This window comes from Marinitenerispora sediminis (genome assembly GCF_003336425.1).
GTDB classification, from domain to species: Bacteria; Actinomycetota; Actinomycetes; order Streptosporangiales; family Streptosporangiaceae; genus Marinitenerispora; species Marinitenerispora sediminis.
In genome coordinates this window covers 20,882-46,542 of sequence record NZ_QEIO01000031.1, presented here as the reverse complement: position 1 = coordinate 46,542, position 25,661 = coordinate 20,882, and the positions used below count along the sequence as shown (strand labels likewise).

Here is a 25,661-nt window from a genome sequence, read left to right as displayed (position 1 = left end):
CTTCGTCAGCGTCGACTTCACCGGCTTCAAGGGCATGGTCGACTCCATCGGCGGCGTCGAGATGTGCATCCCCGCGGCCGTGCAGGACGAGAAGGCGAAGCTCGACATCGAGGCCGGCGAGCAGACGCTGGACGGAGAGACGGCGCTCGCCTACGTGCGGTCCCGCTACGCCCAGGGCGACGGCACCGACATCTCGCGCATCGACCGCCAGCAGGAGTTCATGGGCGCCATGCTCCGCAAGGTGGTGAGCAGCGATGTGCTGGCCAGCCCCGCGAACCTCTACGGCTTTCTCGGCTCGGTCACCGACTCGATCACCACCGACGACGAGTTCACCGTGGACGCCATGGCCGACGTCGCCATCGCCATGCGCGAGGTGGACATGAGCGAGGTCCGGTTCGTCACGGTGCCCAACGGCCAGCACCCGCTGGACACGAACCGGATCGCCTGGCGGGAGCCGGACGCCTCCCAGTTGTTCGAGGCGATCGCCACGGACGTCGAGCTGTCCGACTCCGAGAAGGACGAGGAGGAGGAGTCCGACTCCGGGGACGCACCCCGTGAGGACGCCGAGCGCGAGGTGACCCCGGCGGACCCGGCGGCCGTGGTCGTCGAGGTGGTCAACGCCACCGGAGTGGACGGGCTCGCCGGTGAGACGAGCACGGAGCTGACCTCCGCCGGCTTCCAGGTCGCCGGGACCGGCAATCCGGTCGGGGAGGCGCCGGCCGAGACGACGGTCTACTACGCGCCCGGCCAGGAGTCGCACGCCGCGGCGGTGGCCGAGCACCTCGACGGCGCCCGCATGGAGGAGGACGCGGCGCTGGGCGGCACGGTACGGCTGGTGCTGGCCCAGGACAGCGCCGGCGGGCAGGACGGCGGGGCGGAGATCCCCGGTTCCGCGCGGACCGCGGAGGAGAGCGCGAACGCCTGCGGGTGAGCCGCACGGACCCGGCGGCCCGGGGTGCGCCTGCGGGCGCGCCCCGGGCCGCCGGCGGATCTCAGCCCAGGCCGACCGCGGCGAACCGGTCGAGCTGGATCCGCTCGGGCGCGGTGCCGTCGACCACGAGGTCGGTCCACAGCTGGCAGACCCGGCGCAGCGCGTAGTGCTCGGTGATCTCGGCGCGGGCGGCGGCGCGGGCCGCGTCGAACCGCCCCTCGCTCACGATCCGGTGGATGGCGTCGGCCATCGCGTCGGTGTCCTCGTGCACCCAGCGCCGCGAGTAGATGGTGTCCGCGCCCGGCCACGCCAGGACCGCCGGGACACCGCCGGAGGCCGCGCCCTCGGCGGGGGCCAGGTGGAAGCTCTCGTCGTCGCTGGTGGAGATGACGAAGCCGATCCGGCGCAGCCAGGTCGCCACGTCGGGACCGAAGGGGTCGAACACCACTCCGTCGGCCAGCAGGTCGCTGCGCTGGATGCGGCGGTAGGTGCGCTCGTAGTACTCGCGCTCCTCCGGCCGGTTCCAGATCCACCAGTAGTCCCACGGCTGCTTGGTCTTGACCACCAGTGTGTAGCGCGGGTCGCGGCGGCGCAGCGCGGCGAGCACGTCCAGGCCGCGGTCGATCCGCTTGCGCGACGGCGCGATGCCGATCATCCCGAGGGTGTACTCGGCGCCCGCGAGCTTGGGGCGGTCCAGCTGCTCGTCGTCCACCCAGTTCGGCAGCACGACGATCTTGTCGGCCGGCCAGCCGACCCGCTCGCGGGTCAGGTCCGCGTAGTAGGGGCTGACGCAGATGACGGCGTCGACCTTGTCGATGTCGAGCTTGCGCGGCCACTCGGCGTACAGCTCGAACCGGTGCAGCCGCACCAGCAGCCGCTGGCCGGGCCGCTTGTGCTGGGCGTAGAAGAGCGCGTTGGGCCCGCACCACTCGCAGATGACGACGTCGGCCCAGGCGGCGAGCTCCTTGCTGCGGTACTGGTCGTGGGTACGCAGCGCCTCCCACTCGTCCAGCCGGACCTCCAGCCCGGGCAGCGACATCAGGTGGTCGGCGAGCCGGGTGAAGAACTTGAGGTCGTGCCCGGCCACCACCACCCGCAGCGGCCGGTCCGGGCTGGTCCCGGCCGGGGCGGCCGGGAAGGCGAGGTCGAGGTAGCCGCGCAGCCGCTCGGCCGCGCGGTCCAGGGTGAACTTCGCGGACGCCGCGGCGCACCGCTCGGCGGCCCGGCGGTAGACGTCGGGGTCGGCGGCCAGCGCGAGCACGTCGGCGACCGAGTCGATGTCCTCCCCCGCGTACAGGGGGTAGTCGGCGCCCAGCAGCTCCTCGTGCATCGGCGTGCGGTTCAGCACCACGGGCAGCCCCAGGGCGCCCAGTTCGAGCACCTTGGTGGACAGCTCCAGGCTGGCGTCCATCTCGGGGGCGCGCCAGGACAGCCCGATGTCGCACTGCGCCGAGAGCCGCAGCGCCTCGGCGCGGGACTGGCCGCCGTGCCAGACGAGGTCCGGGGTGTCCTCCAGCGCCTTGGCCATGCGCTTGGCCCAGTCCGGGGAGTCCCGGTGGATCTTGTCGCCGATCATGTGCAGCTCGGCCGGCACCCCCTGCGCGGCCAGCGCCGCCGGAAGCTCGGTCATCTCCAGCGTGTTCCACCGGGGCGCGAACTTGCCGGTGTAGACGAGCTTGAGCGGCGTGTGCGGCGTGCCGGAGCCGGCGACGCCCTCGGGCACCACGACCACCGGCGGGAACAGCACGCTCTTGCCGCACGCCGCCGGGACCGAGGACTCCAGGAAGTCGCGCAGCTCCTCGGTCTGGCAGAGCAGGAACCGCGAGGCCACCGCGATGTCGGTCAGCTCGGAGACCGCGGCGGAGGTCAGCTCCGCGACGTTCTGCGGCACGTCGGTGAGGTAGGTCCACAGCCGGCCGGCCAGCGCCTCGGCCTGGGCCGCCGCGATCGCCGCCCGCCGCCCGCGCACCACGACGAGGTCGAACCGGTTCTCGGTGTCCAGCCGGGTGATCAGCCCGACGGCCTGGTCCGGGGTGAGACCGCGCGGCCCGAGGTCGGGCAGCAGCTCCTCCTCGTAGGGCCGGCGCAGGGTGACCCCGGGCACGCCGGTGAGGGGGGCCACCAGCCGGTCGGTCTTCACGGGCGCCTTCAGCAGCAGGGTGACCTCGCACCCGGCAGCCGCCAGGCCCTGGGTCATCGACTGCGCCCAGATCGCCGAGCCGTCGATGATGTTGAGGTCGACGTCCCCGTAGACGAGTGCGCGAATGGTCACGTGTTTCCCTTCGAAACCGATCCACCGCGGAACGAGCACGGTGAACTGTACGCGGGCGCCGCAGCGCGGGGAAGCGGCGACCGCGGATGGACTGCCTGGTCGACGGCGGCCGACCGCGCGCGAGCTTCCTCGGGGCCAGGCACGCCGGTCACCCCGCGCTCGGGGCGCTGTGCACGCGGCCGTGCTCCGGGTCGCGGCCCGTCTCGCGCGCGGGACCGAGCGCGAGCAGCCGGGCACCGTGCCGGTTCCACACGCCCGGGTGCAGGCCGCGCAGCACGAGCTCCCGGCGGGCCAGCTCCGGTTCGATCGCGCTGACGAACACGTAGTCCTGGTCGGCGGCCGACCAGTTCACCGCGTCGGAGCCGTCGGCGGCGCTCCAGGGGGCGATGGCCGGCCCGACGGCGTCAGCGCCGGAGCATTCGGCGGCGCACAGGGTGTCGGCGAGGAAGGCGGATCCCCGGGTGCCGCGCCACAGCGCGGTCCACGGCGCCTCGGCGGCCCGGGCGAGCGCGGCCCAGTCGCGGGGCGCCGGCTCCGCCACCGCGTCGGCCTCCGCCGTGCGCAGCGGCACACCGTGCGAGCGCAGCCGCTCGACGCCGGCGAAGTGCTCGGCCGCCCGCGGCACCACGACCTCGGCCGGCGCGTGCAGCTGGTTCAGCACGTCGTCGGCGAGGGCCAGCGACGCGACGTCGTCGGCCGGGGCCGCGAGCAGGGCCACCCGCCGGTGCCGCAGCGGCAGGGCGGCGCCGCCGGCGCCGGGGGCCAGTTCGACGCGCCCCAGGATCTCGGCGAGCCGGGCGGGGGTGGCGTCGGCGAGGAACACCGCGCGCAGGACGGCGCGCACCTCCTCGGCGGTGAGGGCGCCGGCGGTGCGCAGCACGGACAGCTCGCGCTCGGCTTCGCCGGAGGCCAGCGAGCCGGCGTCGGCGACCGCGGTGCGCAGGACGCCGTCCGGCAGGTCGCCGTCCCCTTCGGAGCGCGGCGTGTCCAGCAGCAGCGCCCGGGTGCCGCAGACGAGGGCCCGCCGGGCCAGGGCCCGGTCGGCGACGACGATGCCGGCCAGCCCGCGCAGCGTCTCCGGGAGGGCGCCCCACCCGGGCGAGCGCTCGGTGAGCCCGCGCCCGGCGAGCGTGCCGAGCAGCGCGGTGACCGCGGCGCGCGGCCGGCCCGCGGCGGGCACGTGCACGGGGGCGGGTTCGCGCTCGGGCTCCGCCGCGATGGGGTTGAACCGGTGCAGCGGGACGCCGAGGTCGCCGTCGTGGACGTGGTCGAACCCGACCGTCACCAGCGCCGGCGGCGCGGGGGTGTCGCGGACCAGCACGGAGGGGACCCCTCTGGAGGCCGCGGCCGAGACCACCCAGTGCAGGGCGCGGGTGCGGTCGGCGACGGCGGGGTCGCCGACGTGCGCCCACGGCGTGCCCGGCGACGCCGCCGAAGCGGTCACCAGGACGACGTCGGCGTCGATCGAGTCGAACACGACCTGGGCGTCGTGCGGGCGCAGCGGCACCACCCGGACGTAGGGCTCGATGGCCGCGTGCGCCTCGGGCGAGAGCACGCCGGCGACGACCAGCCGGTCGTCATGGGCGCCGGCGGTCCCGGAGAGCAGCCGGGCCTCCTGCCGCTCGGCGTCGTAGGAGCGGACCGGCTCGGCGGAGCGGCGGCGCCGGGCGCCGACCTGGGTGGTGCGGGTGGCGCCGCGCCAGAGCCGGAACAGGTCCCGGGGCAGCCGGACGAGTCCGCGGCCGGGCCGCCGGGCCGCCTCGGCGAGCGCCCGGCCGACCTGGAGCGAGGTGGACGACTCCAGCGCCGCCAGGCGGGCCTGGGCCTCCTGGAGCTGGGCCTCCCGCTCCGAGAGCGCCCGACGGAGCTGTTCGGTCTGGCTCTGTTCACGCCGTTTCACGGGTTTCCCTACTTCGCGAGGTTCGACGGGGGATGAGATGTACCGTGTCCCCGCCCTCCGCCGGCGGCCTGCCGGCCGGAGAGGTGTCCACCGGCATCACACCAGTTCGCTGGCGAGGACCGCGGCGATACGCGGGCCGGCCTGCCCGTCCCACAGCGGGGGGACGTCGGAGACCGACGTGCCCCCGATGCCGTCTCCGGCCAGGATCTTGGCGACCAGGCTCGGCAGTTCCGACTCCACCACGAGGCGGTTGGTGCCGTGCGTGATGGTGACCGGCCGCTCGGTGTTGGGCCGCAGCGTGAGGCAGGGGACGCCGAGGATGGTGGTCTCCTCCTGCACACCCCCGGAGTCGGTGACGACGGCGGCGGCGCCGCGCACCAGCGTCACGAAGTCGATGTAGCCCAGCGGCTCCAGCAGCCGCACCCGCTCGTGTGCGCCGAGCCCGGCCGCATCGAAGGCGGCGCGCCCGCGCGGGTGCACCGGCATCACGACGTCGACGTCGTCGGCCACCTCGTGCAGCCGCGCCACCAGGCGGGCCACCGTCGCGGGGTCGTCGACGTTGGCGGGCCGGTGCAGCGTCGCGGTGAGGTAGGTCTCGGGCAGGTCGAGCCGCGAGCGCAGCGCGGCCACGTCGAACCGGTCGAGGTTGGCGAGCAGCGTGTCGATCATCGGGTTGCCGACGAAGTGGACGCGCTCCACGTCGACACCCTCGTTGGCGAGGTGGCCGACCGCCTCGGGGCTGGTGGCGAAGCACAGGTCGGAGAGCTGGTCGGTGACCCGCCGGTTCACCTCTTCGGGCATGGTGGGGTCGAACGACCGCAGCCCCGCCTCCACGTGGGCGACGGGGATGTGCAGCTTGGCGGCGACCAGGGCGGCGGCGAGGGTGGAGTTCACGTCGCCGTACACGATGACGAAGCCGGGTGAACGGGCGATGAACTCCCGCTCAAGGCCGACCAACAGCGCGGCGGTCTGTTCGGCGTGCGAGCCCGACCCCACGCCGAGGTCGACGTCGGGGCGGGGCAGCCCCAGCTCGCGGAAGAACACCGCCGACATCCGGTCGTCGTAGTGCTGGCCGGTGTGCACCACGGCCTGCCGCACGCCGCGTTCCCGCAGCGCGGCCACCACGGGCGCCGCCTTGACGAAGTTGGGGCGTGCTCCCACGATGTGCACGACCTCGGCAGCGGCCGACTCAGCGGGGCGGCTCGGTGCAGACGGCATCGGTAATCGACTTCCCTTCGCGAACATCCTCCGACGTCCCGTGCGCGACGCCGTGGCGTCACCGGGAGGTCACTCTGGCGTGGTTTCATTCCTGGCCGTGCGCAACATCGTGAAAGCGGGCACCTTCACCGCGACCCTGACCTGGCGGCACCTGCGGGACGAGCCCGCGCGGCTGCCGCTGCTGGCCCTCCGGCTGCTGCCGGGCCCGCTGCGCCGCGGGGCGCGCCGCGCGGGCGGCCGGCTCGGCGGGCTGCCCCGGGCCTACGCGCTGTGGGACGCGGGCCACCGCGCGGACGTCCTGGAGACCGTCCGCCGCGCCGCCCATGACGCTTCCCCCCGACACCTGGCCCGACTGGCCGCGTTCACCATAGCCGTCGAACAGCCCGGGCTCGCGACCGAACTCCTGGCGAGTCTGCCCGAAGGCCGGCGCCGAGCCGGGCTGGCGCACCGGTTGGCGGTCAAGACGGGACGCGTGGCCCCGGACGACGCGCCTGACCAGTGGAACGCCGCCAGCGTAACCGTGCGGCGGCGAACGCCGCGCGACGCCGTGGTGAACGGTCGGGTACTGCACGTGGTCACGAACGCGCTGCCGCACACCAACGCCGGCTACACCCAGCGCACGCACCGGATCGCCCTCGGCCAGCGGGCCGCCGGCCTCGATCCGCACGTGCTGACCCGGCTGGGCTACCCGCTGACCAAGGGGGTGCCCGACACGCGGCGCCGCCTGGAGCTGGACGGGGTCGCCTACCACCGGATACTGCCGTGGACGGCGCCGCGCGACGCCGCGGCGGAGCTGCGGACGTCGCTGCGCCTGACCGGCCGGCTGGTGGAGCGGCTGCGCCCGCAGGTCCTGCACGCGGCGAGCAACCACCGCAACGGGCGGCTGGCGCTGGAGCTGGGCCGCGGGTTCGGGCTGCCGGTGGTCTACGAGGTCCGGGGTTTCCTGGAGGAGTCGTGGCTGTCGCGCGACCCGGCGCGCAGCGTGGCGGACGCGTTCTACCAGGCGGAGCGGGAGCGCGAGACGGCGTGCATGCTGGGCGCCGACCTGGTGGTGACGCTGGGCGAGACGATGCGGGCCGACATCGTCGCGCGCGGCGTACCGGAGGACCGGGTGGTCGTCATCCCCAACGCCGTGGACGAGGAGTTCCTGCTGCCGCTGCCGGACGGCGCGCGGCGGCGGGCGCACCTGGGCGTGCCGGCCGACGCGTTCGTGGTCGGCACCACGACCAGCTGCTACGGCTACGAGGGGCTGACCACGCTGGTCGACGCCATCGCGCTGCTGCGGGCGCGGGGCGTCCCGGCGCACGTCCTGATCGTCGGCGACGGCCCCGAGCTGGCGGCGCTGCGCCGGCGGGCGGACGAGGCCGGACTGGGCGGCGCCGCGCACTTCCCCGGCCGGGTGCCGGCGACCGAGGTGCGCGACCACCACGCGGCGATGGACGTGTTCGCGGTGCCGCGGCGCGACGAGCGGGTCAGCCGGCTGGTGACCCCGCTGAAGCCCGTGGAGGCGATGGCCGGCGGGCTGCCGGTGGTGGCGAGCGACCTCGCCGCGCTGCGGGAGGTCGTGGAACCGGGGGTGACCGGCGAGTTAATTCCTCCGGACGACTCCGAAGCTCTGTCGATTTGTCTGGAACGCCTGTTCTACAGTCCCGAACTGCGGGCCGCGTACGGCGATGCCGCACGTGAACGGGTCGGACGCGATCGGACCTGGACCGCCGCGGCTTACCGCTACATCACGGCGTATTCCGCCATTTCCGAGCAATTGTCCAGACCAGGCCACCGCGTACCAGGACAGCCAACTTCCGGCTGACGCCCGGCGTCTATCCCGAAACGGCCGTCCTGCCGCCTGACCACAAGACGCGAGGGGGACCTCCGTGGACGTCGCAACCTCCACTTACGATCTGGCCGTCATCGGGCTCGGCTACGTGGGTCTTCCGCTGGCGCACGAGGCCACCCGGGTCGGCCTGCGGGTCGCCGGCCTGGATGTCAGCACGCGGGTGGTCGAGGGGCTGACCGCGGGCCGGTCGCACATCGACGACCTGTCCGAGGCCGACGTGGCCGCGATGCGCGAGGCCGGCTTCCAGGCCACGACGGACCCCGCCGTACTCGCCCAGGCGAACACGGTCGTCATCTGCGTGCCGACCCCGCTGTCGGCCGAGGGCGGCCCCGACCTCGGCGCCGTCACCGCCGCCGCCCGCTCCATCGCCGCCCACCTGCGGCCGGGCACCCTGGTGATCCTGGAGTCGACCACCTACCCGGGCACCACCGAGGAGGTCGTCCGCCCGATCCTGGAGGAGTCCGGCCTGGTGGCGGGCGAGGACTTCCACCTCGCCTTCTCGCCCGAGCGGATCGACCCGGGCAACCCGACCTTCGGGGTCGCCAACACCCCCAAGGTCGTGGGCGGCCTGACGGAGACCTGCGGCGCGACGGCCGCGGCGTTCTACGGCAAGTTCGTGCAGACCGTGGTGCAGGCGCGCGGGACCCGCGAGGCCGAGATGGCCAAGCTGCTGGAGAACACCTACCGGCACGTCAACATCGCGCTGGTGAACGAGATGGCGATCTTCTGCCAGGAGCTCGACGTCGACCTGTGGGACGCCATCGCCTGCGCGGCCACCAAGCCGTTCGGCTTCCAGGCGTTCTACCCGGGTCCGGGGGTCGGCGGGCACTGCATCCCGATCGACCCGAACTACCTGTCCTACAAGGTCAAGACGCTGGGCTACCCGTTCCGGTTCGTCGAGCTGGCCCAGGAGATCAACGCCCGGATGCCCTCCTTCGTGCTGCAGCGCGCCCAGGAGATGCTCAACGACGCCGGGCTGGCGCTGTCCCGTTCGAAGGTGCTGCTGCTCGGCGTCACCTACAAGGCCGACATCGCCGACCAGCGCGAGTCGCCGGCCCGGCCGGTCGCCCGCAAGCTCGCCGCCAAGGGCGCGCACCTCACCTACCACGACCCGCACGTGGCGGAGTGGTCGGTCAACGGCGAGCAGGTCGAGCGTGCCACCGACCTGGAGCGGGCGCTGGCCGAGGCCGACCTCGCCATCCTGCTGACCGACCACCGCGAGTACCGGTCGGAGCTGCTCACCGAGCACGCCCGCATGCTGCTGGACACCCGCGGGGTGCTGCGCCGGCTGGCGCCCGAGGGGCCCAGCGACCTGCGCACCACAGCGTCGATCACCCGCGAGGGCGTGCAGGTGCTCTGACGGCCGCCTCCGGGCGCCCGGACGGAATTCCGGGCGCCCGGCCGAACCGGGCGCTGCCCGAGCCCCGGCGCCGTCCGGGTGCCCGGCCCGGGCGGGCCGGGCCGCACCCCGTGGTGGACCATGGGCGTTGTGCGGAGTTGCGGCGCGTTCTGCCCGGTTGCGGGGAGACGCGCCCACCGCGCCCGTGATCCGGGGATTCACTCCGGTCACGCCTTGCCGTAACCCGGCTTTTCACGTGCTGTTTCCCCGGCTCCCTAGCGTGGCGGCCAGGCGCGCCGCCCGTTACAGGGCGGCTATTCGGAAGGGCAGGTGAGGAGACCCATGCACGCACTCGTGGCCACCGTGGTGCACCATCCCGAGGACGCGCGCATCCTGCACCGCCAGATCCGCGCGCTGCTCGACGCCGGGCACCGCGTCACCTACATGGCGCCCTTCCGGGCCCGCAACGTCACGCCCTGGCCGGAGCTCACCGCGATCGACGTGCCGCGCGCGGCCGGCCGCCGCCGGATCGGGGCGCTGCGCGCTGCCCGCACCGCGCTGGCCGAGCACGCCCCCGGGGCCGACCTGCTGCTCTTCCACGACCCCGAACTGCACCTCGCGCTGCCGCGGCACCGCCCTCCCACGGTCTGGGACGTGCACGAGGACACCGCCGCCGCGCTGCTCACCAAGCCGTGGCTGCCGGGACCTCTGCGTCGGCCGCTCGCCCCGGTGGTGCGCGCGGTGGAGCGGCGGGCCGAGCGCCGCATGCACCTGCTGCTCGCCGAGGAGGGGTACCGCGACCGGTTCGCGCTGCCGCACCCGGTGGTTCCCAACACCACCGACGTACCGGAGCTGCCGAGCCGGCCACCGGGCGACGACCGCGTCGTCTACCTCGGCCAGCTCTCCCGGGCGCGCGGCGCCGCCGAACTGGTGGAGCTCGGCCGGCTGCTCCGTCCGCACGGGGTGCGGGTGGAGATCATCGGCGCGGCGGACCCGCAGACCCGGCCGCTGCTGCGCGACGCCCAGCTGAACGACGCGGTCCGCTGGTACGGTTTCGTGCCCAACGACCAGGCACTGCGGATGGTCAGCGGCGCGCTGGCCGGAATCTGCCTGCTGCACGACACCCCGAACTACCGGCACTCGATGCCCACCAAGGTGGTCGAGTACATGGCGCACGGGCTGCCCGTGGTGACCTCGCCGAACCCCGCCGCGACCGCCCTGGTGACCGGCCAGCCGCAGGGCCCCTGCGGCATGGTGGTGCCGTTCGGCGACCCGGCCGCCGCGGCCGCGGCGGTACTGCGGCTGCGCGACGATGCCCGGATGCGCGAGGACTACGCGCGCACCGGGCACCAGATCGCCCGCGACCGCTACCACTGGCCGGTGCAGGCCCGGGCCTTCGTCCGGCAGCTGGAGGAGTGGGCCGGGGCGGCGGACGCCTCGGCGCACCCCGCCGCGGCGCTCCCGCTCCAGGAGCGGAGGCGCGGCCCGCGCGACATGGGCGGCCGGTTGCCGGTGCTGCCGACCGCCGGCCAGGACGCGGTCTGGTCCCCCACCGGGCTCTGAGGTCCGCGGCGAAGGCGCCGCCCACCCGGCACGGACGCGGCACCCGGTTCCCGCTGGTACGCCCGGGCAGCACCTCCGAAGGCGAAGCCTCCGCACGGACGATCGGTGCGGGTTCGGCGGCAGGTACCGAGCCGAGAACGCCTACCTGGCGGCTGACTCCGGGACGAGGTCCTCGTTCGCCCCGTCCGGCCCGCCCGCCATGGTGCGGCACCAGGCCGACGCTCCCCCGCGACGGCGTCCGGCGCGGGCACGCGCCAGCGGCAGCGGCCCCCGGAGTCCCCCCGGCCGGGGCGTCCGCCCTCCTCCCAGCGGCGACGCGCACGAAGTGCCGGGCGGTCTGTCCTGCGACCGGCCCGGTTCCCTGATCACCGCGGCGAGCCGGGCCTTCCGGGCGCGCCATGGCGACCTCCGCTGGCGGCAGGCGGCCACTTGCGGCGCTGACGGCGCTGACGGTGTCGGCCTCCCCGGCAGGTGGCACGGGCGGCGCCGCGGCGGCCACCGGGTGGAAACGGCGGAGCGGGCGGGCGTGGAGCGGCTCTTGGGGCCCGGTGAGCCGGGCGGTGGCCCGACACGGTCCCGCGGGAGTCCCGCGCCGCCGGCGGAAGCGCGCCGGGCGCCCCGGGGGCCGCGCGGACCCCGGCCGGAAACCGTCCCGGGCTCCTCCCGCGCGGGCGCGTTCGCCGAGCCGCCCCCTAACCGGCCACCGCGCGGCCCCCGATCCCGGTGCGGTACCGGCCGCGCCGGGCCGTGACCCGCGTGGGCCGCACACGACCAGCGGCGTTTCGCCCACGCCGGCCCGGTGGCGTCCGCCACTCTCCGCCCCCACCCGGAATACCTTCCACGGAAGACAAGTTCTGCGAAGTGATCTCAGACGGAAGCGACCATGCCGGAGGAGCGCCATGCCCCATGTCACCGAACCACTGAGCCTGGACGCGGAGGCCCAGGACCTGCTGTTCCGCGAGGCCCGCACCGCCAACACCTTCACCGACGAGCCGGTGACCGAGGAGCAGGTGCGCGCGATCCACGGTCTCGTGAAGTACGGCCCCACCGCGCTCAACTCCCAGCCGCTGCGGGTGGTGCTGCTGCGCTCGGCCGAGAGCCGCGAGCGCCTGGTGCGGCACATGGCCGAGGGGAACCGGGCCAAGACCCGGACCGCGCCGCTCACCGCGATCCTCGCGGTCGACACCGACTTCCACGAGAAGGCGGACACCTTCTTCCCCGACCGCGCCGAGCGGATCCGGGAGTCCTTCGCCGACCCCGCGGTCCGCCAGGAGAAGGGGACCTTCAACGCGGCGCTGCAGGCCGGCTACTTCATCATCGCGGTCCGCGCCGCCGGACTGGCCGCCGGCCCCATGACCGGCTACGACTCCGAGGCCGTCGACAAGGAGTTCTTCACCGACGGGCGGTACAAGACCGTGCTCGTGGTCAACATCGGCCGGCCCGGCCCGGACGCCTGGTTCCCGCGGCGGCTGCCCCGGCTCGGCTACGACGAGGTCGTGAGCGAGCTCTGACCGCGGCAGGGGGCGCGCCGGGCCGCGCGGCGGTCCCGACGCCCCCCTCGGCAGCCGGACCTCAGATGATCGGCGGCCGGCCCATGCGGGTCATCCGCCAGGCCGTGGACCAGCGGATCGGCGTCCGCGCGCCCGCGTCGGTGCGCCAGCCCTCGCGGAACCCGGCGAACCAGGAGCGCAGCGCGCTCCCGGAGCGCTCGCGCAGCACCGTCAACCCGATCCAGGTCCCCAGGTAGGCCGCCGCGAGCGGCCACGGGAGGTTCCGGCGCGCCAGCCAGACCCGGTTGCGCGCGTTCAGCCGGTAGAAGTCGGCGTGCCGGGTCGGTGCCACCGCCGGGTGGTACATGACCGCCTCGGCGTCGTAGTCGATGTGGTAGCCGGCGTCGAGGATCCGCCAGGCGAGGTCGGTCTCCTCGTGGGCGTAGAAGAACGCGCCCGGCAGCCCGCCGCCCTGCTCGAAGGCGGTGCGGCGGATCGCCGACGCCCCGCCGAGGAAGGTGGTCACCCGGCTGGAGCGCTGCGGGTCGCCCACGCGCAGCCGCGGCACGTGCCGGCGCTGGTCCGGCCCGCCGTCGGGGTCGGCGATGCGGAACGAGATCGCCCCCAGGCCGGGGTCGGCCGCGAACCGGTCCCGGACGTGCCGGGCGAGGTCGCGCGAGCGGTACCAGCCGTCGTCGTCGAGGAAGAGCACGATGTCGCCCGTGCACACCTTGACCCCGTGGTTGCGCCCTTCGGGGATGCCGACGTTCTCGGGGAGCCGCAGGGCCACCACGCCGTCGGGCAGCTCCGGAAGGTCGGCGCCGTTGCCCACGACGACGACCTCCACCTCCACCCCCTCCTGCTCCAGCACGCTGTTGATCGCGCGCCGGAGCTCGGCCGGCCGGTTTCCCATGGTGAGGAGCACGCACGAGATCTTCACTCGCTGGGCACCTCCCTGCACGAGGCCGTCGGTCCGGCCGCCTGTTCGGGAGGGTAGCCCCTCGCTGCCGGGTTCGGTACGCGGTCGCGCCTCAGCTGCGCGGGGTGCGACGGCCTCCGCGCGGGCGCCAGTGGGAACAGGACTGGTCATGGGAACCGTTCGTGGACGTGACGAGAGATGGACTACACCGGGAACAGTGGCCAACGATCGCAGTGCCCGGCTAACGGGAGGGTAAAGGTCCGCCGGCGCCGCCGGGAGAGCGACGCGCGGACGGGATAGCGGCCGGCCCCGCGGACGGGGCCGGCCGGCGGGTCAGTGCAGCCGGCGCGAGGCCAGCACGCTGACCAGGTGCAGAACGGTCTGCAGCGCGGCGACCGCCACGCACGCGACCGTGAGCACCTGGGTGGCCAGCAGGTCGCCGCGGACCGCGTCCACGACCGCGGCGACGACCACCAGCAGGGACAGTTCCACCGCCTGGATCACCCGGTGGAAGCGCAGCGCCGAGGCGGCCCGGCGCGCCAGGCCGAGGCCGGCGGAGCGCGGCTGCATGGCCGCCTCCGAGACGTGCTCGCCCAGCCCGGCCTTGGCCCGCGCCACGACGACGTTGTCGGTCTCGACCTTGATCAGCGCCGCGCCGATGGCCGCCGCCATGCCCGCGACCACCCAGCCGCCCGCCTCGAACTCGCCCTGCGCCCGGACGCCGAGCCCGATGAGCAGCGCGATCTCGGCGAGGTAGTGGCCGATGCGGTCCAGGTAGATGCCGGCGACGCTGGTGCGCCCGGTGTAGCGAGCGACCTCGCCGTCGGAGCAGTCGAGCAGCAGGTACACCTGCACGAGCACGGCGGCCAGTACCGCTGACCACAGGCCCCCGAAGGCGAGCACCACACCGGCGAGGACGCCGAAGGCCATCATCAGGTAGGTGATGGGGTTCGGCGGCACGCGCAGCCGGACGAACACGGTGCTCACGTACGGCGAGATGTCGCGCATGTAGAGCCGGCCGGCCCAGTGCTCCTCGTTGCGGCGCTCCTTGATGCCCGGCGGCTGCCCGCCCTCCCGGACCTCAGCGACCGACGGTTTTGACATATTCACCGACGCTCCGCCGAATGTCGTCGTCCGAGAGGTTGAGGTGCTCCAGGATCGTGTAGCGGCCCGGACGCGTGGAGGGGGCCAGCGCCACGGCCTGCGCGAACTGCTCCTCGTCCAGCCCCACGTCGGCCGGCACGATCGGCAGCCGGTGCCGGAGCAGGCACTCCCGGATGGCCGTCATCCGCGACTCGCCGCGGTCGAGGTGGCGGGTCCGCAGGAAGTAGGCGTAGAGCGCGCCGATACCGGCCAGCTCGCCGTGGTTGCTGGTGCCCGGGAAGAGCTGGTCGATGGCGTGCAGCACCTCGTGGCAGGCACCGCTGGCCGGCCGGCTGGAGCCGGCCACCGACATCGCCATGCCGGACAGCACCAGGGCCTCGGCGAGGGCGGTGAGGAACTCCTGCGACTCGATGGAGTCGGGGCGATGCAGCACCGCCTCGGCCGCGACCCGGGCGAAGGTGACGGCCATCCCGTCCACCGGCTCGCCCTGCTCGCGGCCGGCCAGCTCCCAGTCGTCGATGGCCGAGAGGTTGCTGACCACGTCGCCGATGCCGGAGCGCACCAGCCGCTCGGGGGCGGCCCGCACGTAGTCGACGTCGACGACCACCGCGATCGGCATGGTCACGCCGATCGACGCCTTGCCGCTCTCGTGCTCCAGCGAGCTGACCGGCGAGGCGATGCCGTCGTGGGAGAGGTTGGTGGCGACCGCCACCATGGGGATGCCCGCCATCGAGGCGGCGAACTTGGTGACGTCGATCGTCTTGCCGCCGCCGATGCCGGCCACCGCCTCGTAGGCGCCGGCCCGCAGCCGCTTGCCCAGTTCGGTGGCGACATCGACGCTGCCGCCGTCGACCTGGAAGACCTCGCAGTTGGGGAGGTCGAGGTCGGCGGCGATCTGGGAGCCCTGGCCCGGACCGACCGCCACGGCGATACGGCCCTCGTTCGCGATCCGGCGGTCGGCGAGCACCGTGCCGAGGTCGGCGATGGCACCGCGCCGCACGTCGATCGCGAGGGGGGAGGTGAGCATGCGGGCTAGTAGCGGCATGCGATCTCCCTGGCACGGCTGAGGTCGTCGTGGTTGTCCACCTCGACCCAGTCGACCTTGCCGATCGGCGCCACGGCGACCTTGCCGCCCCGGTTGACGAGCTCCTGGTAGCCGTCCTCGTAGTACAGCTGCGGGTCGCGCTCCCAGGTGGTCTTCAGCGCGTCGGCCAGCTCGTCGGCCAGTGTGCCCTCGATCAGCGTGGCCCCGATGTACTCGCCGGCGGCGGTGGCGGGGTCCATGAGCTTGGTGATCCGCTCCAGGTGCCCCGAGTCGTCCAGGGTCACCTTCATCTCTTCGTCAGCGAGGGTTTTGACGTTGTCCACCGCGAGGAGGAGTTCCGGTCCCCGGGCGGCGAGTAGCGTCTCTTCCACACTCACCGGGTGCACGGTGTCGCCGTTCACCAGGAGGACGCCCTCCGAGAAGTACTCCCGCGCGGTCCACAGCGAGTAGGCGTTGTTCCACTCCTCCGCCTTGTCGTTGTGGACGAGGGTCAGCTTGACGCCGTGGCGCTGCTCCAGGGTCTCCTTGCGCTCCTCGACCGCCTTCGCGCAGTAGCCGACGACGACCACGACGTCGGTCAGCCCGACGGCGGCCAGGTTGCGCAGTGAGATGTCCATGATGGTGGTGTCACCATCGACCGGCACCAGTGCCTTCGGCAGGGTGTCGGTGTATGGGCGCAGCCGGCGGCCCGCTCCCGCGGCAAGAACCATACCGAGCATGTATGCGCCTTCCTCCTTATGTTGTGGAGGCGTCCACGCCTCCCCATCCGTTTCGCGGCGGTTCCGCCGCCATGGTGACCGGGGTCGCGAGCCAGCTCGTCGTGGTCTCCCAGACGAGCAGCACCGTGAGGTAGCCCGCGAGCAGGCCGTAGGTGAACGGCAGCCAGCCGAGCATCCCGCCCGCGGCGACGAGCAGCATCCGCCCGTCCCAGCCGAGTCTGGCCCGCATGGCCCAGTCCGGCGGCCCCGCTCCCCACCGCGTCCGGTACACGACGTCGCCGTGGTGCAGGGCGACTGCCGTCAAGAGTACGAACACCAGCGGCCCGGGCACGCCGGCCTGGTGACCGAGCGCGAGTAGGTAAAGGTACTCCGTTCCGCGCAGAACGGGCGGAGCCATCCAATCAAACCGCCCGTCGTGGGGGTGCCCCGACGCCGCCCCGGAGAGCAGGAGCACCGCGGCCGGTGCGAACAGCGTAATGCCTGAGAGTTCACCGAGTCCGGCGAGTATGAGCACGAGCGTGACGAGTGCGCCGGTGGCCGTGGGGAGCAGCGGCGGCAGCGCACTGCCGGCCAGTCTGCCGAGCGCGGTGCCCAGGTGACCATCGTCACGGAGAACACGCAGGTCAATCTCCTGCCCCGGCACGGGGGAATCTGCCGCCGGCATCGCTCACCTCCCGGATTCGCGGTCGGACGGTGCGGCCAGGGCGGCCGTCAGCGCCAGAGCGGAGCCAACGATCAGTGCGAGAAACGTCACCTTAACGTTGCATATCAGTAGCGTGCCGCCGATCACCACGAACCGTTCGGCCGGGCCGAAGGCGAGCAGCCTGCGCAGCGCGCCGGCCCGGGAGCGCCGCGTCCGGTCCGGCGCACCGGACGCGGAACGTGCCGGTGCGGGCCGTCCGGCGAGGTGCGGCGGCTGCGGCTCGTCCACCCGGTCGGGCCGGGCCGCGGGCCGGCCGTCGCGCGGGGCGGTGCGCCGCGACGGGTCCCTCGGACCGGCCGCCCGGGCGCGCCGGGTGCGCTCCCATCGGCCGTGCGGGTCGGAGCGGCGGTGCGCGGGTTCCGGGGCGGCGGTGCCGAGGAGTTCGTCCAGGAGGCCGGGATCGCCGGCGGCCGGTCCCGCGGGCGGGCGGCTCGGATCGACCGTCTCGATCAGGGCGGCTGGGCGCCGCTCCGCACTCCCGGGGACGGCCGTGTCCGCTCCGGGATCGCGGCGGCCGGGCCGGGCGGCGCGGGCGGAGGCGACCGCCTCCACCATGGCGTGGGCGATGAGCGCGCCAGCGGCCCACGTCCACGCCCCGGCCACGCCTGCCGCCGCACCGCCCGCCGCGAGACCGGCGTAGACGGCGTACTCGCGCAGCCGGACCAGCACCACCGCCAGCCATGCGTCCAGCGCGGTGCGGCGGGCGTCCAGTTCCTCGGCGACCGTGTCGGTGAGCAGCGCGGCGCCGAGCAGCAGGGTGCCGACCACCGCGCCGCGCGGCCCGCCCTCGGTGAACCAGAGTGCGGCCAGCACGCCGACCAGCAGCCCCGCCCGGCTGAGCGCCGAGGGCGTCACCGACGTCCGGGCCGCCCAGCGCGCGAACGCCCGCGAGGCGGGCCGCAGGACGCGTGCCGCGACCAGCCCGGGCTCCGGTGCTGCGGTCCTCGGGTAGACCCGTTCACTCGTCACGGCCACGGTCCCGTCCATCCGCCACGGAGGTGTGTTTCCGTTCACTCGCCACGGACGCTACCTCCCGCCTGGACTCCCCCGGAAGCGTTGCCCAGTCGGCGGTTCCTGGCAAGGACCGACGCGGGATTTCCGGTTGGGGAAGCCTCCGTGGCGCGGTGGACGGAGATACACAGCCCCCGTGGCGCATGAACGCGGGGACACAGCCCCCGTGGCGCATGAACGGCGGGCGGCCCCCAGGCGGGCGGGTGGGACGAGAAGGCCGTGCGGGGAGCGGCGTGGCTCCCCGCACGGCCCTGTGCGGCGGGTGTCCCGGTCAGGCGACCTTGCCGTCGTCCTCGGCCTTCTTCTTGGCCTTCGCCTCCCGCGCCTCGATCTCGGCCTTGGTGTCGGCGTTGTAGGCGTCCAGGGCGGCCTTGATGTCGGTGTCCATGGCCAGCGTGCCGTCCTTGACGTAGAAGCCGCGGTTGCAGAACCGCTTGAGGTCGCCCTCGTTGTGCGACACGAGCACCATGGTGCGGTTGTTGGCCAGCATCTTCTCGATGGCGTCGTAGCACTTGCGGCGGAACGCCTTGTCGCCGACCGCGAGCACCTCGTCAACCAGCATGATCGGGTGCTCCAGCTGCGAGATCAGCGCGAAGCCCAGCCGGACCTTCATGCCGCTGGAGTAGTGCCGCACCGGCTTGTCGATGTAGCCCTCGCGCAGCTCGGCGAAGTCGACGATCTCGTCGAACTTCTCCTCCAGCATCTTGGGCGTCATGCCGTGCAGCGACCCCACCAGGTGGACGTTCTCGCGCCCGGTCAGGTCGTCGGAGAACCCGGCCCGCAGCTCCAGCAGCGGCGCCACTTTGCCGCGCACGGTGACCGTGCCCTCGTCGGGGATGAGCACCCCGGCGATCAGCTTCAGCAGGGTGGACTTGCCGGTGCCGTTCTTGCCCACGATGCCGACGCACTCACCCCGGGCGATCTCGAAGGAGACGTCGCGCACCGGCCAGAAGTCGGTGCTGCCCTTGTTGGGGTCCCGCTTCTTGCCGTGGATGAACATCTCGCGAAGGGTGAGCTTCCGGCGCCGGTTCATGGCGAACTTGACGCCGAGCCCCTTGGCCTCGATGACCGGCTCCGCCATTTACAACTCCTTCAGAACGGCTGTCTCAAGACGCCGGAACGTCCAGTATCCGACGGCGAACATGGCCACCGCGCCCGCCACGGTGGACCACAGCATGAGCGAGCTCGGGGCCTCGGTCGGGTACCAGACCGCGTGGTGCATCTGGAAGATGCCCACCAGCGGGTTCATCTCGTACACCGTCTTGAACCAGCCCGGCAGCGATTCGGCGCCCATCACCTGGTGGATCGGGTAGATGATCGGCGAGGAGTAGAACAGTACGCGGTTCATGATACGGACGATCCGCTGGACGTCGCGGAGGAGGACGTTCAGCGACGCGAGCAGCAGCGTGATACCGAGGGTGAACACGAACTGCACGCCGATCGCGACCGGCAGCCACAGCAGCGTCCATCCCGTCTGTCCGCCCAGGACCACCACGAACAGCAGCAGCACCGGCCAGGTCAGCAGGTACTCGATGAACTTCGTCTGCACGACGGCGAGCGGGAAGATCTCCCGAGGCACCTTCATCGTGGTGATGAGCTTGGCGTGCGTGATCAGCGCCCGGCTGGCGTCGTTGAGGGCCGTGCTCATCCACATCCAGGGCAGGATGCCGGAGAGCAGGAACAGGGCATAGCCGCCGGGCGCGTCGGCGCCGCCCGGTGCGACCCGGGCGTTGAACAGGATGCCGAACACGAAGAAATAGATCGCCGCCTGTGCGAGCGGGTCCAGCAACGACCATGCGTAGCCGAGGATGGACTTCTGGTACTTGACCTTGAGGTCGCGTTTGACCAGGAGGTCAACTACCTGCCGGTTCTGCCAGACGGACAGCGCCCTGGACGCCACCGTCACCTCCTCCGGGGATGCAGTCGTGTCTTGTTGTCCCGCTGGTCGCGCCGACTGTGCCGACCGCGGCCGGGACATGACACGGGATTGGGCTTCGACTCCGCCGACGGCGGTCCTGAAATCACGGGCGCTCACACGGGCGCGCCCGGCGCCGCGTACGGGAAGCGGCGGCGGCGCGGTCCGGGGGGCGGGTGTCCGAGAAGTGGGGGGTCGGGCCTCGGTCGTCGCCGGGGCGACGCTCCCGGGGCTCGGCGCCCGATCTTTCCACATTCGCCCACCAGACACCCATCCAGGCGTCCTTCAGGGTACCCGGGCGGCGACACCCCGTGGATCCGGGAGGGCCGATTGTTCAGAGTTTGTTGCCGGCGGCGCCGACCGCTCGGCGCGGCGCGATCCCCGCCGGGCCCGGGCGCGTGTCCGCTAGTCTCGGCCTGCCAGCCGTGGCCGACCGATCACCCCGGAGAGGAATCCGATGTCCGCTGATTCCGGACCGCCGCCCCGGCCCCGGCCGCGCGTGACCGCCGCGGTGCTCGCGGGCGGGGTCGGCGCGCGGATGGGCGGCACACGTCCCAAGCAGCTGCTCCCGCTGGCCGGCCGGCCGGTGGTCGAGCACGCGATCGCGGCGTTCTGCGCGGCACCGGAGGTGGACGACGTCATCGTGCTGATGGTCGCCGACCACATCCCCGAGGTCGAGAAGATCGTGGCGCACCGCGAGTACCGCAAGGTGTCGAGGGTGCTGCCCGGCGGCGCGACCCGCACGGCGACATCCGCCGCGACGCTGCGGGCGCTGGAGCAGGCCGGGGACGACGAGCTGGTGCTGCTGCACGACGCCGCCCGGCCGCTGGTCGCCCCGGAGGTCATCCGGTCCTGCGTCGAGGCGCTCGGTACCGCCGACGCGGTCGGGGTGGCGGTCCCCTCCAGCGACACCGTGGTGGAGGCCGGGGCCGGCCCCTCGGGCGCGGAGGTCATCCAGAACGTGCCGCCGCGCGCGTCGCTGCGCCGGATGCAGACGCCCCAGGGGTTCCGGCTCGGCGTGATCCGGCGCGCCTACGAACTGGCGCTCGCCGACCCGGACCTGGTCGCCACCGACGACTGCGGCGTGGTGCTGCGCTACCTGCCGGAGGTCCCCGTGCGCCTGGTCGCCGGCGCGGAGTCCAACATCAAGGTGACGCACCCGGGCGACATCGACGTGGCGGAGGCGCTGCTCCGCCTCCGCGGCGGGACGGCCGGGGGGACGCGGTGATCTTCCGGGCCCCCGAGGTGATCGGCCACCGCGGCGCCGGGCGCGGCACCGTGAACGGCGCCCTGGAGAACACGGCGGCGTCCTTCCGGGCCGCCGTCGCCGACGGCGCGTCGTGGGTGGAGATCGACGTCCGGCGCAGCGCTGACGGCGTACTGCTGATCCACCATGACGCCGCGCTGCCGGACGGCCGGGTCATCGCGGACCTGCCCGCGGCCCAGAGCCGCGCGGCCGGGCTGCTCACCCTGGACGAGGCGCTTGAGGCGATCCCGCCGGAGACCGGACTGGACGTGGACGTCAAGACGGTCATGGAGGACGCCACGGCCGCGCCGGGCCGGAGCACGGTGACGCTGCTGCTGCCGTACCTGCGCCGCGAGGCGCGCCGCCGCCGCGTCTTCGTCTGCTCCTTCGACCCGGCCGTGCTGCTGGCCGTCCAGGCGGAGGCGCCGGAGGTGCCCACGGCGTGGATGCCGTTCGTGCGCAACCCGCTGGACCAGGCGGTGGCCGGTGCGGCGGGAATAGGGTGCGCGATCGTGGCGATCGACGCGCGTTCGTTCGGGCTGACCGGCGACCCGGACCGGCCGGGGCGGCGCTCGGTCGGCTACACGGTGGACGTGGCGCACCGCGCGGGCCTGGAGGTGCTCTCCTGGTGCCCGGACCCGGTGGACGCGGCCCGGTTCGCGGAAGCGGGCGTGGACGCCGTCGTGGTGGACGACGTCCCGGGCGCCGTGGCGGCCCTCAAGGGCGGGGAGCCGGACAGGTCGGCGGACCCAGCGGCGGACTGAGCGGTCGCCGTGGGCACCATCGCTCAGCGGCCGTCATTGCGAGGAAGCGGGACCACTTAATTCCCTTCTCCGATAAACCGCCCGCTCTCGAATTATCCGCACATTCGACGCCAGTTGCCACTTGTGAACGCCCTGGATGAGGAATGGCCATTTCCGGCCCCGTTCCCGCTGGTGGCGGCGACGTCCAGCCGGGCCCGCCCGCTACCTGTCAGAGACCGTCGATAAACTGGCGGTCTCTTCATTTACCCCAAGTCGGTAAGGCCCCAGCGTGCAACGTCGTCTCCCCCGCCCGTTGAAAGCCGCTCGTATTCTCCTCTTTGTCGCCGCGGGCCTGACCGGTCTCGCGGTGGTGGCCGCCCTGGTGACCCTTCCGTTCACCCCAGCGGTGGCCGCCGACCTCACCTGGGTCGCGATCCCGGGCGTGCTGTCCCTCGTCTTCGGCCTTCGGCTGCCCAAGGGCGGCCGCGTGCTGCTGTGGGCCATCGTCGTCCTGCAGGCCCTCGGCATCCTGGCCGCGCTGTCCAACCTGGGCGCCGGCGACTCCCGTGGCCTGGCGCAACTCGCCCTCCCCATCGCCACACTCGTCCTCGTGCTGCGCAAGGACGCCCGCGCGTTCCTCACCGACCGCCACGCGGCGCCCACGGCCTGACTCCACTACATCGGCGCCCCGCCTTGCGGGTCCGCCGCCGTCCCTCACTTCCGTCACGCCTCCGCCCGGTTCACCCGCAGGCCCCGGGAGCCGCACCCCCATGCTGAGACGAATCCACAACCCCGAGCACGGCGCCTCCATCACCGAATACGCGGCCGTCATCGTCCTGGTCGCCGCGATCTTCGCCGCCGTCGCCGCCATGGGCCTTCCGCAGACCATCACCACCGGCGTCGAGAGCACCCTCGACCGGATCCTCAACCCGGACGGCGAGCAGGCCGAGGCGCCCGACCCGGCCGCCGCCCCCTCCACCCAGCCGGCACCGGGCGTGGTCTCCTCCACCGATCAGCCCAGTCCGGGTTCGCCGGACCGGGACGAGCCGGAGCACGATGCCGGCACCGACGACGGCTCGGAGATGGTCCCGGTCGGGTTCGTTGACGCCCTCGCCGACCTGGGTGGTGTCGATGCCGGAGGGATCAAGGACTTCCTGCGCGACTACTACCTCACGTTCCTCCTGGAGAAGCCGCAGGAGGAACTGTCGGGGCTGGCCGAGTCCGTCGGACGATGGGTCCTCGACCCCGGTGGCACGGCTGCCGCCGTCTGGGACGACTTCACCGGCAACCTGGGATCGATGTGGGACGGCCTGAAAGGCGCCGGCGCCGAGTCATGGGGACAGCTGCGCGGCGGACACCCACTCCAGGCACTGCGGACGCTCGCGGGCGGTGTGTGGGAACACGCGATCTGGGAGAACCCCTACAACGGACTCGCCATCGGCCGCGATCTCTACGGCGACGTCGCCGACGAACTGGCCGACGGCGATATCGGCGGGGCCGCCGGTGTGCTGGCCTGGGAGGTCGCGTCCCTCGGTTCGGGCTACGTGGGGATCGGCGCGCGGATCCTGAAGAGCTTGAAGGTCCTCAACCCTCCCGAAGGAGGCGGTTCGGGGAGCGGCCGGCCCGGCGGGGAGAGCCCCGAGGGGACCATCCGCGCGGACGGCGAGAACCCGACCGAGGGGGAGGGCCCCGGCGGTCGCGGCCAGGAGTCCGAGGGCTCCGGCGGTTCCGCTGGGAGCTGCGCCCGTAACAGCTTCGTGGCCGCCACGCCGGTGCTGATGGCCGACGGGAGTTACCTCGCCATCGAGCAGATCGCGGTGGGCGACGAGGTGTGGGCCACCGACCCGCTGACGGGCGAGACCGGCCCGCGCGAGGTCACCGCCGTCATCACTGGCGATGGCGAGAAGACCCTCGTGGAGATCACCGTCACCGACGACACGGGCGTCTCGGACACGATCACCGCGACCGACGGCCACCCCTTCTGGGTCCCGGACAAGAGCGCCTGGGTGGACGCGATCGATCTACAGCCGGGCACGTGGCTGCAAACCAGCGCGGGGACGTGGGTCCAGGTGTCGGCGGTCGAGGCGCGGACCGTCTCCGACCAGGCGGTGTACAACCTCACGGTTGACGACCTGCACACGTACTACGTTGGGGTTGGCGGGCCGGACGTACTCGTTCACAACGACGAGTGCATCGATGGTGAGACCGCCGAGCAGCGGTACAACCTTGGCTACACGCCTTCCAATCCGCATGACCTCTACCTGGGAGCGGCGTACACGGATCCCCGTGCCCGAGCCCGCGAGAACGGCGGAATTCATCTCAATGAGCTCGGCATGGACCGCTTTCCGGAAGAGTATCGGCAAGTGGTCAACAACCCAAATACCACCATCAACTTCGATGTCAGCTCCATCCCAGGCGAAACACTGGCAGATAAAATCAAGCAGGTGACTACGGATTACGAGGCGGTCGCCTCCTACGTACCAGGAGCGACTTACGGAAGCGACGGATTCATCAACCCCTACGGAGGGCTAGAAGGGGGCATAACCCGCTGGGAACTCTACTATCTGAGCGAACATGGACTACTAGACCGAGTCAATTTCACCGGGCTATAAGAGAGGCGCCGACGATGCCCCAGGCATTCATACGATACCCAAAAGCGTGGGAGTTCCGGATACGCGCTTGGCGCTCGTCGTTCTCCGTGGTGATGATCGTCGGGCGCGATACACGCAACGACAACACTTCCGACATACTCTTCTTCCACGGAACGAATCGAATTCAAATGCGCCCGCGATTCTCCGGCCTGCAGATAACAGAGGTGCCAGTAGAGGAGATTGAGCAAACCTTCGGCGATGATCTATCAAATCACCCACGCCGGGAAACCGGCCTCGTACTCCACACAGCCAAGTATACCGGCTACATACTCGCCCAGCGCCCGAGAGTAGTGCAGATCAGAGACGGATCATCCATCGACAACGCACTGAATCTCGAACAATTGCACGACACCCACAGCGACCAGGAGCTGTTCTCGTGACGGTAGGCGCAACGCTCTATTTCCCGAACCGCAAGTTCATCGTCCTCTACTACACCTCCAAAAACGACACCCTCCTCCTCTCCGCTCCACCCAGCTGGAACGATTACCAGGAACTGGTAAACATCGCCTTCTTCCAGGTACGCGAATTCTCCATCGACCAACAGCTCCCAGAGCTGACGATCCGAGGCCCGTCACTCCCGTCAAGCCCCTCACGCTACGAAGTTTCATGGCGCACCGGAAGCGGCTTCGTGGTCGCCGACTCGATGGACACCGAGACCGTGCGGCGACACAGCCTTTTTCGCGACAAGTGGGCGATCCAGGAAAACGCTCCTGAAGACCCGCCCGGTGGAAGTTGGGGTCTCTACTGAGGAATAAGGCGTCGCCGGGAACCACTCGTCAAACCACACGAGCCGTGGGAGAGGGAGAACACCCCTCCCCCACGGGGGAATAGTCAGCAGAGCAGACGGACGAGTACGCGACCGAGATCATCAGCGTCAGCTCCCCAAACGCGTCGAAGCAGCAGATCGAGCGATGGGTGAACGTCCGCATGAGGCGTCAACAGTTCCTCGAACACGACGCCCCTACAGAGCTTGACGTCATCCTTGATGAAGCAGTACTCCGTCGGCCGGTCGGCGGACCGGCGACCATGTCACGTCAACTGCAACGAGCCCGCTC

At 72.5% G+C, this 25,661-nt stretch carries 22 protein-coding genes and 1 pseudogene; 12 read left to right on the top strand and 11 right to left on the bottom strand.

The window, feature by feature from the left end; genetic code table 11:
* A partial coding sequence (locus tag DEF28_RS08640; protein WP_147281056.1) for an LCP family protein occupies positions 1 to 931 on the top strand: 931 nt, incomplete at its 5' end.
* Between the two features lie 61 nt (positions 932 to 992).
* Here the strand turns inward: DEF28_RS08640 and DEF28_RS08635 are convergent.
* From DEF28_RS08635 to wecB, 3 genes are all read right to left on the bottom strand, one after another.
* Positions 993 to 3,128, bottom strand: a complete 2,136-nt coding sequence (locus tag DEF28_RS08635) for a glycosyltransferase (RefSeq protein WP_114396623.1) — start codon at positions 3,126 to 3,128, stop codon at positions 993 to 995.
* A gap of 223 nt (positions 3,129 to 3,351) precedes the next feature.
* A complete protein-coding gene (locus DEF28_RS08630; protein WP_114396590.1) occupies positions 3,352 to 5,103 on the bottom strand; it encodes a hypothetical protein in 1,752 nt (583 codons plus the stop codon).
* A 96-nt stretch (positions 5,104 to 5,199) separates the two neighbouring features.
* Positions 5,200 to 6,321 carry a non-hydrolyzing UDP-N-acetylglucosamine 2-epimerase gene (gene wecB, locus DEF28_RS08625; protein ID WP_114396591.1) on the bottom strand — a complete coding sequence of 374 codons (1,122 nt, stop codon included), beginning with the start codon at positions 6,319 to 6,321 and terminating at the stop codon, positions 5,200 to 5,202.
* Positions 6,322 to 6,400: 79 nt separating this feature from the next.
* Between wecB and DEF28_RS08620 the strand changes: the two genes are divergently transcribed.
* The 4 genes from DEF28_RS08620 (at position 6,401) to DEF28_RS08605 (ending at position 12,571) form a co-directional block, all read left to right on the top strand.
* Positions 6,401 to 8,131, top strand: a complete 1,731-nt coding sequence (locus DEF28_RS08620; protein WP_233515179.1) for a glycosyltransferase family 4 protein — start codon at positions 6,401 to 6,403, stop codon at positions 8,129 to 8,131.
* Positions 8,132 to 8,195: 64 nt separating this feature from the next.
* The gene (locus DEF28_RS08615; RefSeq protein ID WP_114396592.1) at positions 8,196 to 9,518 is read left to right on the top strand and encodes a nucleotide sugar dehydrogenase; all 1,323 of its coding nucleotides are present in this window, start codon (positions 8,196 to 8,198) and stop codon (positions 9,516 to 9,518) included.
* A 321-nt stretch (positions 9,519 to 9,839) separates the two neighbouring features.
* Entirely contained in the window at positions 9,840 to 11,060 is a 1,221-nt protein-coding gene (locus tag DEF28_RS08610) for a glycosyltransferase family 4 protein (RefSeq protein WP_114396593.1), read from the top strand.
* 899 nt (positions 11,061 to 11,959) lie between these two features.
* Positions 11,960 to 12,571 carry a malonic semialdehyde reductase gene (locus DEF28_RS08605; protein WP_114396594.1) on the top strand — a complete coding sequence of 204 codons (612 nt, stop codon included), beginning with the start codon at positions 11,960 to 11,962 and terminating at the stop codon, positions 12,569 to 12,571.
* A gap of 61 nt (positions 12,572 to 12,632) precedes the next feature.
* Here the strand turns inward: DEF28_RS08605 and DEF28_RS08600 are convergent, their stop codons facing one another.
* The 8 genes from DEF28_RS08600 to DEF28_RS08565 all read right to left on the bottom strand — a co-directional run bounded on the left by DEF28_RS08600 (position 12,633) and on the right by DEF28_RS08565 (position 19,951).
* Positions 12,633 to 13,463 (bottom strand): glycosyltransferase family 2 protein, encoded by an 831-nt coding sequence (locus DEF28_RS08600; protein ID WP_114396625.1) that lies wholly within the window; start codon positions 13,461 to 13,463, stop codon positions 12,633 to 12,635.
* 339 nt (positions 13,464 to 13,802) lie between these two features.
* Positions 13,803 to 14,573, bottom strand: coding sequence for a CDP-alcohol phosphatidyltransferase family protein (locus DEF28_RS08595; protein WP_114396595.1), 771 nt, complete (start codon positions 14,571 to 14,573; stop codon positions 13,803 to 13,805).
* A complete protein-coding gene (locus tag DEF28_RS08590; protein WP_114396596.1) occupies positions 14,551 to 15,600 on the bottom strand; it encodes an iron-containing alcohol dehydrogenase family protein in 1,050 nt (349 codons plus the stop codon). The genes DEF28_RS08595 and DEF28_RS08590 overlap by 23 nt, the downstream gene beginning before the upstream one ends.
* 5 nt (positions 15,601 to 15,605) lie before the next feature.
* Positions 15,606 to 16,337: a phosphocholine cytidylyltransferase family protein gene (locus DEF28_RS08585; protein ID WP_114396597.1), complete on the bottom strand. Its 732-nt coding sequence runs from the start codon at positions 16,335 to 16,337 to the stop codon at positions 15,606 to 15,608.
* 16 nt (positions 16,338 to 16,353) lie between these two features.
* Positions 16,354 to 17,001 carry a DUF5941 domain-containing protein gene (locus DEF28_RS08580; protein WP_114396598.1) on the bottom strand — a complete coding sequence of 216 codons (648 nt, stop codon included), beginning with the start codon at positions 16,999 to 17,001 and terminating at the stop codon, positions 16,354 to 16,356.
* Between the two features lie 3 nt (positions 17,002 to 17,004).
* Complete coding sequence (locus DEF28_RS08575; protein WP_147280066.1) at positions 17,005 to 18,015, bottom strand: hypothetical protein; 1,011 nt, start codon at positions 18,013 to 18,015, stop codon at positions 17,005 to 17,007.
* A gap of 307 nt (positions 18,016 to 18,322) precedes the next feature.
* On the bottom strand, positions 18,323 to 19,132 hold the full coding sequence (locus DEF28_RS08570) for an ABC transporter ATP-binding protein (protein WP_114396600.1): 810 nt from the start codon (positions 19,130 to 19,132) through the stop codon (positions 18,323 to 18,325).
* Positions 19,133 to 19,951 (bottom strand): ABC transporter permease, encoded by an 819-nt coding sequence (locus DEF28_RS08565; RefSeq protein WP_233515178.1) that lies wholly within the window; start codon positions 19,949 to 19,951, stop codon positions 19,133 to 19,135.
* Between the two features lie 472 nt (positions 19,952 to 20,423).
* Here DEF28_RS08565 and DEF28_RS08560 point away from each other — a divergent pair, with 472 nt between their 5' ends.
* The 7 genes and pseudogenes from DEF28_RS08560 to DEF28_RS28365 form a co-directional block, all read left to right on the top strand.
* Complete coding sequence (locus DEF28_RS08560; RefSeq protein WP_114396602.1) at positions 20,424 to 21,194, top strand: IspD/TarI family cytidylyltransferase; 771 nt, start codon at positions 20,424 to 20,426, stop codon at positions 21,192 to 21,194.
* Positions 21,191 to 21,976, top strand: a complete 786-nt coding sequence (locus DEF28_RS08555; RefSeq protein ID WP_114396603.1) for a glycerophosphodiester phosphodiesterase — start codon at positions 21,191 to 21,193, stop codon at positions 21,974 to 21,976. Before DEF28_RS08560 ends, DEF28_RS08555 begins: the two co-directional genes overlap by 4 nt.
* Positions 21,977 to 22,337: 361 nt before the next feature.
* The gene (locus DEF28_RS08550) at positions 22,338 to 22,625 is read left to right on the top strand and encodes a hypothetical protein (RefSeq protein WP_233515177.1); all 288 of its coding nucleotides are present in this window, start codon (positions 22,338 to 22,340) and stop codon (positions 22,623 to 22,625) included.
* Between the two features lie 100 nt (positions 22,626 to 22,725).
* A complete protein-coding gene (locus DEF28_RS28010; protein WP_199493175.1) occupies positions 22,726 to 24,567 on the top strand; it encodes a polymorphic toxin-type HINT domain-containing protein in 1,842 nt (613 codons plus the stop codon).
* Between the two features lie 86 nt (positions 24,568 to 24,653).
* A complete protein-coding gene (locus DEF28_RS27245) occupies positions 24,654 to 24,986 on the top strand; it encodes a hypothetical protein (protein ID WP_147280067.1) in 333 nt (110 codons plus the stop codon).
* A complete protein-coding gene (locus DEF28_RS08540) occupies positions 24,983 to 25,354 on the top strand; it encodes a hypothetical protein (protein WP_114396605.1) in 372 nt (123 codons plus the stop codon). The genes DEF28_RS27245 and DEF28_RS08540 overlap by 4 nt, the downstream gene beginning before the upstream one ends.
* Before the next feature lie 104 nt (positions 25,355 to 25,458).
* Positions 25,459 to 25,641: pseudogene (locus tag DEF28_RS28365) on the top strand (Scr1 family TA system antitoxin-like transcriptional regulator); the annotation flags it as partial.
* Positions 25,642 to 25,661 lie beyond the last annotated feature (20 nt).